Source organism: Bombiscardovia coagulans, from assembly GCF_002259585.1.
Classification (GTDB): domain Bacteria; phylum Actinomycetota; class Actinomycetes; order Actinomycetales; family Bifidobacteriaceae; genus Bombiscardovia; species Bombiscardovia coagulans.
On record NZ_MWWS01000004.1, the window covers coordinates 633456 to 647716 of the forward strand.

Sequence of the window (14261 nt, forward strand, 5' to 3'; positions counted from 1 at the left end):
AGAATCATGGTAAGTAAACAGACAGCCACAACACACCCTCATATAAATCATCCATGGCTCGCTATTGCTGCATTGATGATTGGTGCCTTCGTAGGAATGTTAAGTGAAACTTCTCTCAACATCGCTTTGCCTAACTTAATGCAGGCATTCAACGTTCCTGCTGCAACCATTCAGTGGCTGGTGACTGGCTATATGCTCATCATTGGCATCGTCTTACCCTTTTCAAGTCTCATTGGCAAGTGGTTTACCACCCGCCAAACCGTCATCTTTGGGTTGTCTGCCTTCCTGGCCGGCTCAATTATTTCAGCCTTAGCACCCACTTCATCCTTCTCTATGCTCTTGATTGGACGACTCATTCAAGGCATCGGCACGGGTCTTATTCTTCCACTGATGTTTACTGTGGCCATGCTCATGTTCCCACCCGCTAAGTTGGGAACAGTTATGGGCATGTGTGCCTTAGTTATTATGTTCGCTCCTGCTATAGGACCAACTCTTACCGGCATTATCCTAGGCAAACTCACTTGGAACTGGGTTTTCTGGTTCTTTACTCCTTTCTTAGCTATCGCACTTGTACTTGCCATCTTCTTCCTCAACAACGTTGGAAACATTACCCGCCCTCATATCGACCTACTCTCTATCGTCGAATCCATTGTTGGCTTTGGAGGCTTAGTGACTGGCGTGAGCATGTCCAGTAAGTTTGGCTGGCTCTCGCCAGTAACACTATGTATTCTGGTGGTCGCCATTGTTGTCTTGGTCTGCTATGCACACCGTCAGTTGAATGCACAAGAGCCTGTACTCAACTTACGAATCTTCAGTATTCCAGCTTTCCGTTCAGGTGCTTGCCTAGTCATGTTGGACTTTGCTGTGATCTTATCTTCGATGTACCTTTTGCCTCAGTACCTCCAAAGTGGTCTCTTACTACCAGTGGCTATGACGGGTATTCTCATGCTGCCAGGAGGCATAGTTAATGCTTTAGTCTCTGCTGCTGCTGGACGTCTTTACGATGGTTTCGGCGCAAAATGGCCTATACGGGCAGGATTTGTTATTGCTCTTATTGGCGCTCTGATGCTCATATTCACCAGCAGCCATAGCCCCACCGCTTTTGTCGTTGCTGCACATATCGTCCTTATGATTGGATGCCCTCTGGCTATGTCTCCAGCACAAACGTATGCACTGAATTCCTTGAGCCCATCACAGTCTGGCGACGGTTCAACTATTATCAACACTATGCAGCAAATAGTAGGCGCCGTCGCAACTGCTATTACTACAAGCCTACTAGCTATGGGTGAGGCACACTCCGCTAACGGAACGCCAGCTCAGGCTTTTACCAATGGAGTCCACTTTGGCCTCTGGTTTACAGTGGTTTTAATCGTAGCTGCTCTTGCTGTTTCACTAACAGTCAAAAACTTCTCTCATACGCATGAAGAAGCAACGACTGAGTGAAAATTAAGTAACCGTCACAGCTTTGCCCCTTAGAGTAGACCTACTACTCTAACAACAAGTTCTGAGCCTTGTCTTCCCTTGGAGACAGGGCTCTCACCATACAGTCGGTATCTTTCCATCAATTATTCAAAAACATTTCAACCCATGAACACTAGACTTGTATCAGTGGTTTGGGAACCCAAACCGATACACTGGCAGTCGTACTGGTAAGGCGTAAACAACTGAACTGTCTTCTGCACTCTCACGGTGGTGATGAGTACCTAGAAACAGACAGCCCAGAGAAGTGGGAAGGATGCCATGTTCGTCCTGAAGAACGCATGGAGAGCAATTACACGAGCTAAGGCACGCAATATAACGTTCCTTATCATTTGTGTAGCAGTAAGTGCGTCTACTGTAGTAGGCCTGTTCATCATGCAAACCGACAAAGATGCACAGACCACTATCTATGACACACAACGCGTTGACGCAGTCATCAGCCCCAAAGCTAATGGCCTCGGAAACGGTAAAACTGCTCGACCCTTGGGATGGGAGCAGTATTCAGCCTATGCTCAAGGCCTACAGATGACTGGCAACCAATTCAATGTCTACTATTACGAGACAGCACCTGCTAAGTTCCGTAATATTCATGCTGTTGGATCACAGTCTCAAGACTTGCAATTAGTTGGACTTTCAGATGCTACAGCTATAGACAAGGGCCCCTACGGATCAATTACACGCACTAACGGCAGTAATATCGACTTCTCAAATAATTCCTCAGATAGCGTCCTAGTCTCCCAAGCACTAGCTTCGGCCAACAAACTCAAGCCGGGATCTCAACTGAGCATGGAAGACCCAAAGGACCCCAACAAGACAATTGAAGTTAAGGTAGCAGGTATCTACAAACCGGCCAACAAGACATCTTCAGGTCCATCCACAAACGCTGTTTATTCTAGTTTCACCACTTTCGGTTCTCACGGTTTTGATCAAGCAAGCAAACCTGGTGACCCAGGGCATGACCTCAAAGTGGTTTTCCAACTATCCAGCCCTGCCGCATATGACAGCTTCAAAGAAAACCTCAGTAAGAGCGGCCTCAATCAAAAGCAATATGAGGTCAATTCCCCTAGCCTAAGAGATTACAATAATTCTATCGAACCCTTGCACAAGGTAGCCAGCAAAGTCAGAATGGCTTTGATAGCTATCTTGGTCTTCGGAGCCATCCTAGCTCTCGCCTGGCTTGCATTTGGATTAATGCAACGCGGCAACGAACTCGCAATGGCCATAGCTATAGGTGTAACTAAGCCACGAATCGGTTGGCAGCTGGCCCTCGAAACACTCATCATCACCCTTCCAGGTCTTGCACTTGGTATTGGTGCTGGTTCGGCCTTAAGTCCACTGGCGGTAAGATCTGCGACGTCCCTACCGGGTATCCGACAGACTCCAGCACTTTCTACTCTCTGGCAGGTAGTCGGATTGGGCTTCTTAGTATGTGCGATTCTCGCTATGCTGGCTAGCTTATATGCAGCTGCTTTTAGAACTTCACGCTTATACGCACCGGTTACACCATTGCCCCATACTTCTGACACTGACTCTAAGGAGACAGCATGAGCGACAGCGACAAGGAAACACCAACTCTGAATACAGAAGAAGGCCCAGAGTTCAAGGTCATTATTGAAGACGAGAGCATTGATATTTCGGATAATCCAGATGGTGATGAAGACCTGTTATCTGCTCTCACTCCTAGTCTCAATGAGGCAGACGTTCCGGTTCCGAGCGGGTATCCGGTCCTAGAATTACGTCATGTCAGCCTTCCTGCGCAAGTAAAAAACTCCTTGGACCTTTTGCTCGATGATGTAGACCTGGCATTTAGGATCCGCCGAACACACTATGTGCAGCTGCATTCTCCAGAGCAACTTTCTGCACTGGTTGCAGTAATGAGCGGTCTCATGGCTCCCCAAGAGGGCAGTGTGCTCTACCGAGGCACAGATATTCGCCAAATTGAGGCTTGGGATTACCGGGGGCATCAGTTAGGTGTTATCTTTGCTCATGATACTCTGCGCACAGACTTGAGTGCCATAGACAACCTGATATATACCATGGACGCTTCTGGACGCACATTCTTGAAGCCCAAAGATGTCCTAGCTCATGAACTCTTAGCGGAAATGAACTTCCCTGAGCGCCTTGAGCACAAGTCCGTACATGAGCTTACACGTCTTGACTACATGCGTGCCGCCCTGGCCCGGGCAGTTTGCTGCGAAGGCGATGTACTCCTTGCTCAAGAACCTATGATTGGACTCAAAACTCAGGAGCAGGAAATCATTTTCAACCTACTAACGAAAGCTGCTAAACGCCATGACTGTGCGGTTATTGTAGCTAGCTGCCAAGAGCCACAAGAAAACCCCTACAATCAGGTTTATCTTATTGACTGACAGTAGGGGTCTACATAGGAAAGCGCTGTTTAGCGATTTGCCTCCACAAACTTAGCAAACGTCTGGGCATATCCGTGGATAAACTCCACGGAGTTGTCAGCAATATTGCCCTGTTGGTCTAACCCAGTAGAGGAGTTAAAGTAAACCTCGGGCTGGCCCATCAGTTTCATATCTAGGAATAATGCAACGTTGCGTAAGGCAGCTTGAGCTTGAGAAGTGCCTAAGCCACCGGAACTAGCACCTACAATTGCGGCAGGTTTACCAGCAAATGAACTTTGTCCCCAAGGACGCGAAGCCCAATCGATAGCATTCTTCAAAACTCCGGGATAGCCTCTGTTGTACTCAGGAGTCACAAAAAGAACCCCGTCTGCCCGCTCGACAAGCTGCTTAAGCGCCTGCACCTTAGCGGGTAAAACGTCTTCATTGTCTTGGTTATACAGGGGCAAATCCAAGTCTGCATACTCAAACTTAACTCCCTCTGGCAACTGACGTTCGATACCTTGAGCGAGTTTCTTGTTAAAGGACTCTTTACGCAAAGATCCTACGAATACAGCGATGGTTGTCATATGCACTCCCCTTATAAGAGTATGTCGCTGCCAGAGCAGCTGAAATGGTACTTCGCCTGGCTCATACTTACCACAACACAGAAAGAGTCATGCTGATATTTAGCTTATCGGCGTTGGGGCCTGCCGTCACGCATTGCGCCTACGGGGCAAATACTGTTTTTCATAGAGTCAGACCACAAAAGCTAAAACTCATACTCGTAACAGGACTAATGGGGCTGTACAGCAATTCTGATATGACATTGACAGAAGGTGAATTATGTCACACAACAACCACATCATGATAGATAGACAGACCAAAGTCTTCCAAGTTGTTTCCCCGCATGCCTGGGTGGGGCAAACTATCACTGACACGTTGGCACAGGCAGGCCAGCCCTCTATTTGGGAGATCCGCTCATATAATGGCTTAGCACCAGTAGAACATATAGGCCAAGCGGATGGCTTGTGGATTGCTCCAGGTCTACTCATTGCCCACCAATCATGGTTGCAAACTCAATGCAGGCAACCCCTTCACCTACCAGCCCCTTCGCCTTATTGGTTGTCACAACTTGCCTCAAGCGCACCTACGCTTGCAGGCCGACAGGTATGTGTGGCACCAGTCAGCGAAATTGCTAGCTGGAAGCACTTACCAGAAGAAGTTGGTAACCAACCTTGGTCACAACTTGCTCAGGGCAGGGTCACTGCCTTTCGCGCTGCCCGCCGTAATTTGGAACAACTCCAGAAAGACGTGAGTCACGCTCCCGCAGACTCTCTCATTCAACTGAGTAGCCAAGTTGAGAGCATCACGGAAGAGTGGAGAGTTGTTGTCGCAGGCGGGCTACCAGTAGCAACTTCTGGCTATTGCGTGCACCAGCCTGCTGGGAGTCAACAGGTCACCTCCATTTTTGATGGCGCACCTTTCCTGGACACTAACCGAAATAAAGTCGAAGAAGTAGCCCTGCAAGTAGCCCAAATAACAGGATTGCAGAATGCAACTTTAGATCTGGCATTCACTGAAGATCACAGAAAAGGGCAACCAATAGTCTTGGAGTGCAACCCTCTCTGGTGTTCAGCAGCATATGACTATGGAGCAACTGGAATGGAAGCGTTTGTGAATGCTGTGTCCAGCAGCCAGCACACTGCTACTACATTAAACGAGCATAACTGGCAGCCAGACCCTTGGATGGTTCAAGAATTTGCGCACCGCTACGCGAGTTTCCTGAACGACCGTTAAGCAGATTTTACAAAGCAAGGTCTTTAAACGATAGCCATCCCATACTGTTGAGCAAGAGGAGCTACATCAGGCACACCGTACTTTGTTACTAGCATCCGCCAACGTTGCAAATTGTCATCACCAAAACGAGCAGTGCGCTTTGCAGCAGTTTGTTCACTGACAAAAATAGGCGGTTGATGTTTACTGTGGTAGTTGTCTGCATACATCACCAGCTCTTGTTCTAAGTTTTGAGGAAGGTAGTCGTCTACCGGTATATCCAAGTGCTCTTCTTGGACCTGCTGGCGGGCGAGTCCAACTCCCGTGTGATTTCGCGCAAACTGGGCAATTGACTCGTCCACTCCTTCATCTTTGAGTAACTCATAGCCAGCAATCCCGTGCTGAATATAATGATGATCGAAAGCAAGAGGTCTACCTTCTGCTCCATCAGAAGCGAGGATTTTGTATGTGCCAATGTCATGCAAGAGGCCACCTAAATATACTAAGTCGACATCCAACTCACGTTGAGGAACAGCCAAGTCGTGGTGATGCCCACTAAGCCTAGGAGAAGCCGCGCCCTTGCCCTCGGGTCCATCCTGGGAGTGATCGTGTTTTGCTGGCTCGTATACGCTCTTTGCTTGGACTGCCTTATAGTGCGCATTCACCTGCTGAGCTAGCTCCTTACTGAGACTGGCAATGATCACGCAGTGGGTATGGATCAAGTTGTAGGCTGCCTGCGAGGGCGCATACTTGCTATGCAGCTCCTCAGCCATCTGAACAGTAGGAATCATACTTTCTATGGTAGGTGCCAACCTGGTCCTTAAGCTGTTGTGTAAACACTTATGCCGTGCCTGCACTGGGATAAGCTGTTTGAAATACGTTCTCAATCTCACATATCTCGATCTATTTACAATTTAAGTACGCCTTAAGCTTGATTCAATTTCAGACAGCACTAGAATCAGAGTAAAGACCGTTGCGAGGAGCATTCATGGAAAGTCTACAATCATCAACTGATGAAGGCAGGTCAGCAGGGGACAAGCAGTGGTCCAACCCACTACTTGACCATAGGGATTTACGTATGCCGCGTATCGCAGGCCCAAGTTCTCTTGTGATCTTCGGGGTTACCGGCGATTTAGCGAAGAAGAAACTCCTTCCCGCCGTCTATGACCTCGCCAATCGTGGTCTTCTGCCGGCGTCATTTGGGTTGATTGGATTCGGACGCAGGGAATGGTCCAAAGAACAGTTTGCTGCTTTTGCAGAGGAAAACGTTCGTGCCCACTGCCGTACACCTTTTAACGAAGCAACATGGAAGCACCTTGCAGAAGGTATGCGGTTTGTGACTGGAAACTTCGATGATCCTGAAGCCTTCCGCAAACTTTCCCAAGCAGTTTCTGAACTGGACCGCGACAGGGGCACACGTGGCAACCACGCCTTCTACATGTCTATCCCGCCTAAGGATTTCCCAATTGTTGCCGAGCAGCTGGCAGCCTCTGGTCTGTCACATTCAGTACCTGGTGCATGGAAACGAGTCATCATTGAGAAACCATTTGGACATGATCTGGCTTCAGCCAAAGAACTAGACCGTGTAGTCTCCGAAGTTTTTGAACCTGACTCCGTCTTCCGAATTGATCATTACCTGGGCAAGGAGACAGTACAAAACATTCTGGCCTTGCGTTTTGCCAACATGATGTTCGAACCTGTGTGGAACGCCAATTACGTTTCCCACGTACAGATTACTATGGCCGAAGACATGGGAATCGGAGGGCGAGCAGGGTATTACGATGGTATTGGAGCCGCCCGAGACGTGATTCAAAACCATCTCATTCAGCTGATGGCTCTCACTGCCATGGAAGAACCAGTCTCATTCGCGGCCGCAGATCTTACAGCAGAAAAAACAAAGGTTCTTTCTGCTGTCCGCCTGCCAAAAGACTTAGGACTTCATACTGCTCGTGGCCAGTACTCAGCAGGCTGGCAAGGCTCAGAGCCTGTAGTTGGCTATCTGGAAGAACAAGGCATTGACCCTCAATCAACGACCGAAACCTATGCTGCCATACGTCTCAACATCGATACTCGCCGCTGGGCTGGCGTGCCTTTCTATCTGAGAACCGGTAAGCGTCTAGGTAAGCGTACCAGTGAAATCGCTGTAGTTTTCAAACGTGCCCCCCACCTACCCTTCGATGCCACAGCAACCCGAGAACTTGGCTCTAACGCCATAGTCATACGAGTACAGCCTGATGAAGGCGTTACCTTGCGTTTCGGCGCTAAAACTCCTGGCTCAGCCATGGAAGTACGCGACGTGAATATGGACTTCTCATATGGAAGCTCTTTTACTGAAGCATCGCCAGAGGCATACGAACGTTTGATCCTCGATGTGCTTTTAGGAGACCCACCCCTCTTCCCCACCACTGAAGAAGTGGACCTGTCTTGGAAGATTTTGGACCCCATAGAAGAATACTGGTCTACGCTAGGGCAGCCAGAGCCTTACAGGGCAGGAACATGGGGTCCAGCCCAAGCAGACCAAATGCTGGCAGCAGATGGATACCATTGGAGGATGCCATGATTGTAACAATGCCTAATACCACAACCGCTGCCATTTCCCACGAAATCGACGAGCTACACGTAGAACGTGGAGAAGCTGCGTTGGGAAGAGTTCTCACGCTTATTATCTCTACCCGAGAAGCTGATTTGGAAACAGCCTTGGCTACTGTCAATGCAGCAAGTCGAGAACATCCTTGCAGGGTAATTGCGATTGTGACTGACACGCAAACACTTTCGGAACAGTCAACAGTCAACTCTGATCCTGATTGCTACAAGCTGATACAACCAGACAAACAGGGTTCAGGAACCCTAGATGCACAGATTCGTTTTGGAGCCGACGCAGGTGCAGGTGAGATCATTGTGCTTGCACCGGTCAACAAGCTTCTCGACCATCTGGATGCTCTCGTCATTCCTCTGCTGGTACCAGACGCTCCAGTAGTAACGTGGTGGCCCAGCGAAGCTCCTGCTGATCCTTCAAACACTCCCCTGGGAGAGAAATCAACAAGTCGCATCACTGATGCCCAAAAATCCGCCAACCCAGCAGACACCGTAGCTGAACTGCGCCAGCATATACAACCTGCCGACGTTGATCTATCGTGGACACGTATAACTGTCTGGAGGGCCATGCTGGCTTCAATTCTCGATCAACCTCCTCACCTGCCAGTCCAATCAGTGCGAGTTTGCGGGCAAAGCAATTATTTGCCTTTGGAACTCCTTGCTTCCTGGCTGGCTTTAAAGCTACAGGTACCTGTTACTGTGGAACGCACTCCTGATGCACAGGCCATAACCGGAGTCTACTTCACCCGCGAAGATGGAGAACTTGGTATGGATCGTCTAGAAAGTGACCATGCTGTTATCCACCAACCTAACCAAGTAGACCAGACTGTTTCGCTGCCATTGCGATCTGACAGCGACTGCTTGAATGAGGAGTTGGGACGACTTGATCCCGACGAACTGTACGCTGAAGTTATCTCGCAAGGCTGGGACTTAGTTTCCCACAACTGACCTGCACCAGTCACAAGGAGTCATCATGAATCGTCACGTAATTACCTATCCAACTGCTGCCATGTTAAGCGAAGCAACAGCCGATCGCATATTGCTCGAGTTAGGCGATTGCTTGGCAGTTCAAGACCGCGTGAACGTAGCACTCACTGGTGGAACTGATGCTAATGACATCTACAGCATGATGCAGGCCAGCATACTGAGCAAGAGCGTGGACTGGGAGCGCGTCCACCTCTGGTGGAGCGATGAGCGATTTGTCCCCCCGGAGGACGAAGACCGTAATGCCGGGCAAGCTCGCGATGCCTGGTTCGGGAGCCTTATACAACAAGGACTCCTCCCGAAATCCAACGTACATGAAATGCCAGTAGACTTACGTGAACCACAACAAATACAAGAGGCGAGCGATGCAGACAATGATCGTGCCCTCTTGCTGGCTGCACAGGCATACAACAAAGAGCTTGTTAACGAATTGGGAGAAGAACCTAGTTTCGATCTAGCTATCTTTGGAGTAGGTCCAGACGGCCATTTTGCTTCTCTCTTCCCAGACCATGGTGAGGCTGAGTTAGACGACCCTCAGATTAATGTTGTCGGCGTGAGCCACTCTCCCAAACTACCTCCGCTTCGTATGAGTCTCACGGTTCCATGCATTCGCAGAACTCGTAAAGTGTGGATTTTTACCTCGACAACTCAAAAAGCAAACGCAGTCCGAGCAGCTCTGTCAGTGCACGACGATCCACATGTTCCTTCTTCTTATGGGCAAGGACGGGAAGAGACACTGTGGCTGCTAGACCGTGATGCGGCTTCTCTCTTGCAATAACAGCTAGTCTCAGACATTCGTTGTCGTAGACAGATGCAGTGGTATCTCAGATAACTGTAGCTGGCAGCAATAGCTAAGTAAGACAGTAGGTCAAACGAAACAATCCAAAAATACTATTTTATTGAGGTTGCGGTGCTGACGACTTACCGTATCGTCAGCACCGCAACCTCAATAAAATTATGAGAGATCCAACATTTCTTGAAGGTCGGACTTAGTCCTGTTTAACTTCAGACCCATCACCAGCCCATAAGGTATGGAAGGCCCCAGGCTCGTCAATACGCCCGTATGTGTGAGCACCAAAAAGATCTCGCTGACCTTGAATCAGAGCAGCAGGCAGGCGCTGAGACCGTAATGCGTCATAGTAAGCCAAGGACGAAGAGAACACAGGAACCGGTACACCGGCCTCAACTGATCGCGCAACAACCCTGCGCCAAGAATCCTGGGCTTCCTCTACAGCCTTCTTGAAGAAGGGATCGAAGAGGAGTGAGCCAAACTGCTCACCCGAATCGTAAGCGTCAGAAATACGGTTGAGGAACTTGGCACGAATAATGCAACCTCCACGCCAGATACGGGCGATAGCACCCAAATCTAGCTTCCACCCATAGACCTTAGCTCCCTCTTCCATCTCGTTGAATCCCTGTGCATAAGCCACAATCTTGGAAGCATACAAGGCCTGGCGGATGTCTTCGATGAAGGCCTCCTTCTCCTTAGGATCAGCAATCAAAGCACTGTATGCGCCTTCTGTCTTAGGGCCGCCTAAGCCCTTGTTCTGGGCTTCCTGACGCAATTGCGGAGTTGAAGATAAACCACGAGAAAAGACGGCCTCACCTATACCAGTAACAGGTACGCCCAATTCAAGGGCGGTCTGTACGGTCCATGTGCCGGTTCCTTTCATGCCTGCTTGATCTGTAACGATGTCAATAAAGGGTTTACTGGTTTTGGCATCCATATGGCGGAGCACCTGAGCAGTGATTTGTACTAAGTACGAGTTTAAGTCACCCTTATCCCATTCTTCGAAGACCTCCGCAATAGATTCAGGGTCCATGCCCAGTCCGCGACGCATTAAGTCGTAGCTTTCTGCGATAAGCTGCATGTCAGCATATTCAATGCCATTGTGAACCATTTTCACGAAATGACCAGCGCCATCAGTTCCAATATGCGTCACACAAGGCTCACCCTCGGCCTGGGCAGCAATTGACTTGAGGATTGGCCCTAAGGTGTTCCAAGATTCATCGGTACCACCAGGCATCATCGACGGCCCCAATAGGGCTCCCTCTTCGCCACCTGAAACACCACAACCAACGAAATGCAACCCACGAGCACGAATAGCCTTTTCTCGCCTAATCGTATCTTTGAAGTAAGCATTGCCCGCATCGACGATGATATCGCCCGGCTCCATGAGATCAGCAAGAGCGTCGATCATGTCATCTGTGGGTCCACCAGCTTTGACCATGATGATAGCTGTACGTGGTTTTACCAAAGATCCTACGAATTCTTCTAAGGACTGCGCTGGCACAAATGTGCCTTCATCACCGTGTTTACTGATGAGAGTCTGAGTACGCGAATAATGGCGGTTGAATACAGCCACTGTATTACCATGCCGCGCTAAATTGCGAGAAAGACTAGCTCCCATCGCCGCCAAGCCAACCACACCAATGTTCGCTACTGCTTGTGTCATATCAGACCACCTTTCCGAGGGCTGGGCGGGAATATCCAATCTCACTCCTTAAACCTAAGTTTATGGCGCAACCATGACCAAACAGGGTCGGCGGTAGAGCAAAAAAAGCCCTACTACCGACCCTGTTTTCAGCAGATATAGCTTAACTCTTGCTGCCCGATGAGGATTCTGCTGCATGAGAGACCTCGCGGGATACTTGACCGGTCTGTGTGACGGTGACTGGAACCTGTGAGGCTGTCTGCTGAAGTCCGTTGTGATTCTTTGCCTTGGGTCGTTTTCCCTTACGGGACTTGGGCAAGGCTACCCGGTTGAGCCGGGGCACTGAGCGAGTCGTAACGAAGAGCGGCTGCACTTCAACCAGAGGGTTGTAGGGGGCCAAACCGAACCATTTGACAGGATTTCCTGCCATGTGACGGATTGCATACTTCACCTTCAGGGAAATTGCACCACGCGTGGTGATCTTAGATTCAGGCATGAGAGCCTTGTGAATCAGCACGTATGTGATGGTACCAATCTGAGGATCTTCATCCACCTTAGGATAGGTTGATGTCTGCTTAGGCAGTTCACCACCATCAATGAGCTCATGCATAATTTGGTGAAGGTAGGTGGCCACATTCTGGTCTACCTTGAAGCCCAGGCGGATACGTACACGGAACAGATAGTTGGTACCGAAGTTCTCGACGGAGTACTCACGTGTAAAGGGAGCATCAGTCGTTTGGACCGATACTGCCCACCATGCACGAGCCCTCTTAGGGTGATCAGCGAAAATCGAGAAGAAGATGTCTGTATCCAACCGCCGCATTTCAGTATCTGAGGTCAAATACACTAAATTATCTGCAAAGTATGGAATACGGAAGTCGTTGTGGAGCATTTCCAAAGCGGGCAGGCACTCTTTCGGCGTCATATGCCTACGCTGGGAGCGCTCAACCTTCGTTCCCTCTTTCCAGGTGTACATAACGAAAAGAATGGCAGCGGTCAAAAGCATAGTGAACCAGCCACCGTGCATGAACTTAGCCATTGAAGCCAAGAAGAAGAGAATTTGGATAGCGAGGAAGACCACAGCAAAAACGACGGAGAAAATACGCTTGTGGTCGTACCAGAGGTAGACCATCAGCAAGATTGTCGTCGTAATCATCGTAATGGTCAGTGCAAGTCCATAAGCGGCAGAGATGTGCTCAGAATCCTTAAAGATGAGGAGCACAGCCAGTGTGGCAACGCACAATACCCAATTAATGGTTGGGATATAAAGCTGTCCTCGAGTCCGAGCTGGGTAACGAACCTGCAAATGAGGCATCCAGTTCAAACCAGTTGCCTCAGAAACCATAGTGAAAGCACCAGTAATCAGAGCTTGGGAAGCAATAACACCTGCTGTAACCGAAAGAATCACCGCTGGGTAGCGAACTGTCGTTGGCATCATCTGGAAGAAGGGATTCATATCGGTAGCACCCTGTAAATCAGGATTATTGGTGTTCCGTAGAATCCAGGCTCCTTGACCGAAATAGTTGAAAACTAAAGCAATATTAATGAACGGCCAAGTGGCGTAGATGTTACCTCGACCTACATGTCCCATATCAGAGTAAAGAGCCTCAGCACCTGTAGTAGAAAGGAAGACTGTGCCCATGATGGCCAAACCAACCGTGTTATAGGGACTGAAGAGGAATTTAACACCGTACACAGGGTTGAGCGCAGCAAAAATAGACCAGTCCCCTTGAATAGAGAACAGGCCAACAATTGCAAGGAAGGCAAACCAAACCATCACAACGGTCCCAAAAACGTGACCGATGCGCTCAGTGCCACGGGACTGAACAGCAAATAGGATGACAATAATAACCAGGGTAATCATCATCGTAAGGTTTGGGGTCTCTTGGAAAATTGGCTTCAGCACAGGGATGGTTCGCATACCTTCGACTGCTGAAGAAATAGAAACAGCAGGCGTCAGTACAGAATCAGCTAAGAAAGCTGCGCCACCAAGCATGGCAGGAATTGCTAGCCAGCGGCCATATTTGCGCACGAGCGTATATAGAGCGAAGATACCACCTTCACCTTTGTTATCAATACGCATAGCCACGAGCACATATTTAACAGTGGTAATGAGGGTAATAGACCAGAACACAAGCGAGAGCATGCCCAAAACAGAAGTACGATCTACATTTTGAATGCCACCCTGACCAGCAACGAAGGTCTGTAAGGTGTACAGCGGTGAAGTACCAATATCGCCGTACACCACACCTAAGGCCACGATAGCCATGCCCAGAGTCACCTTATCAGGCGAATCCTGCACTTTACGCCACCAACGTCCCACAGGACCACGCGCAGGCTTTTGCTTACGCATAGCCTGTCGTTGCGCTTCCCGTCGAGCTCTTTTCAGCTCAATTTCCTCCTCAGGAGTGCGTGCCTTACTCGACAGCTTAGGCGCTTTAGTGATTGATTCCATCAGAAGGATAGAATCCTGCTGATCAGCTTTACCGTCCCTGCTCTCCTCAGATTCGGTGGACGGTGAAGCGGAGCTTACCAACTGCCCTGCTTCCGCCTTACCCTGCACCTGTGATAAGCGAGGAGCATCATCTGTCTCACTAACGTCTTCTTGGGACGTTTGGCGATCCTTGTTCGACATACAGCCCTCCAT

Annotated in this window: 11 protein-coding genes; 7 read left to right on the forward strand and 4 right to left on the reverse strand. The window is 49.3% G+C overall.

Features of this window, described 5'->3' with window-relative positions; all coding sequences use genetic code 11:
• Positions 1-6: 6 nt before the first annotated feature.
• From BOCO_RS04535 to BOCO_RS04545, 3 genes are all read left to right on the forward strand, one after another.
• Complete coding sequence (locus BOCO_RS04535; RefSeq protein ID WP_094722860.1) at positions 7-1443, forward strand: DHA2 family efflux MFS transporter permease subunit; 1437 nt, start codon at positions 7-9, stop codon at positions 1441-1443.
• 297 nt (positions 1444-1740) lie between these two features.
• Positions 1741-3027: an ABC transporter permease gene (locus BOCO_RS04540; protein WP_094722861.1), complete on the forward strand. Its 1287-nt coding sequence runs from the start codon at positions 1741-1743 to the stop codon at positions 3025-3027.
• On the forward strand, positions 3024-3848 hold the full coding sequence (locus tag BOCO_RS04545) for an ATP-binding cassette domain-containing protein (protein WP_094722862.1): 825 nt from the start codon (positions 3024-3026) through the stop codon (positions 3846-3848). Before BOCO_RS04540 ends, BOCO_RS04545 begins: the two co-directional genes overlap by 4 nt.
• A gap of 29 nt (positions 3849-3877) precedes the next feature.
• Here the strand turns inward: BOCO_RS04545 and BOCO_RS04550 are convergent, their stop codons facing one another.
• A complete protein-coding gene (locus BOCO_RS04550) occupies positions 3878-4414 on the reverse strand; it encodes an NADPH-dependent FMN reductase (RefSeq protein WP_094722863.1) in 537 nt (178 codons plus the stop codon).
• Positions 4415-4670: 256 nt separating this feature from the next.
• On the opposite strand from BOCO_RS04550, the gene BOCO_RS04555 reads away from it, so the two are divergent.
• Entirely contained in the window at positions 4671-5624 is a 954-nt protein-coding gene (locus tag BOCO_RS04555) for an ATP-grasp domain-containing protein (RefSeq protein ID WP_094722864.1), read from the forward strand.
• Between the two features lie 23 nt (positions 5625-5647).
• On the opposite strand, the gene BOCO_RS04560 is transcribed toward BOCO_RS04555, so the two are convergent.
• The gene (locus BOCO_RS04560) at positions 5648-6412 is read right to left on the reverse strand and encodes an HD domain-containing protein (protein WP_244568735.1); all 765 of its coding nucleotides are present in this window, start codon (positions 6410-6412) and stop codon (positions 5648-5650) included.
• A 176-nt stretch (positions 6413-6588) separates the two neighbouring features.
• Between BOCO_RS04560 and zwf the strand changes: the two genes are divergently transcribed.
• From zwf to pgl, 3 genes are read left to right on the forward strand one after another with little or no spacing between them, the layout of a single operon-like run.
• The gene (zwf, locus tag BOCO_RS04565; protein ID WP_094722865.1) at positions 6589-8160 is read left to right on the forward strand and encodes a glucose-6-phosphate dehydrogenase; all 1572 of its coding nucleotides are present in this window, start codon (positions 6589-6591) and stop codon (positions 8158-8160) included.
• Complete coding sequence (locus tag BOCO_RS04570; RefSeq protein ID WP_094722866.1) at positions 8157-9143, forward strand: glucose-6-phosphate dehydrogenase assembly protein OpcA; 987 nt, start codon at positions 8157-8159, stop codon at positions 9141-9143. The genes zwf and BOCO_RS04570 overlap by 4 nt, the downstream gene beginning before the upstream one ends.
• Positions 9144-9168: 25 nt before the next feature.
• Positions 9169-9957, forward strand: coding sequence for a 6-phosphogluconolactonase (gene pgl, locus BOCO_RS04575; RefSeq protein WP_094722867.1), 789 nt, complete (start codon positions 9169-9171; stop codon positions 9955-9957).
• Between the two features lie 211 nt (positions 9958-10168).
• Here pgl and gndA read toward each other — a convergent pair whose 3' ends face one another.
• Positions 10169-11635 carry an NADP-dependent phosphogluconate dehydrogenase gene (gene gndA, locus BOCO_RS04580; protein ID WP_094722973.1) on the reverse strand — a complete coding sequence of 489 codons (1467 nt, stop codon included), beginning with the start codon at positions 11633-11635 and terminating at the stop codon, positions 10169-10171.
• Positions 11636-11777: 142 nt separating this feature from the next.
• Complete coding sequence (locus BOCO_RS04585) at positions 11778-14069, reverse strand: KUP/HAK/KT family potassium transporter (RefSeq protein WP_094722974.1); 2292 nt, start codon at positions 14067-14069, stop codon at positions 11778-11780.
• Between the last annotated feature and the right edge of the window lie 192 nt (positions 14070-14261).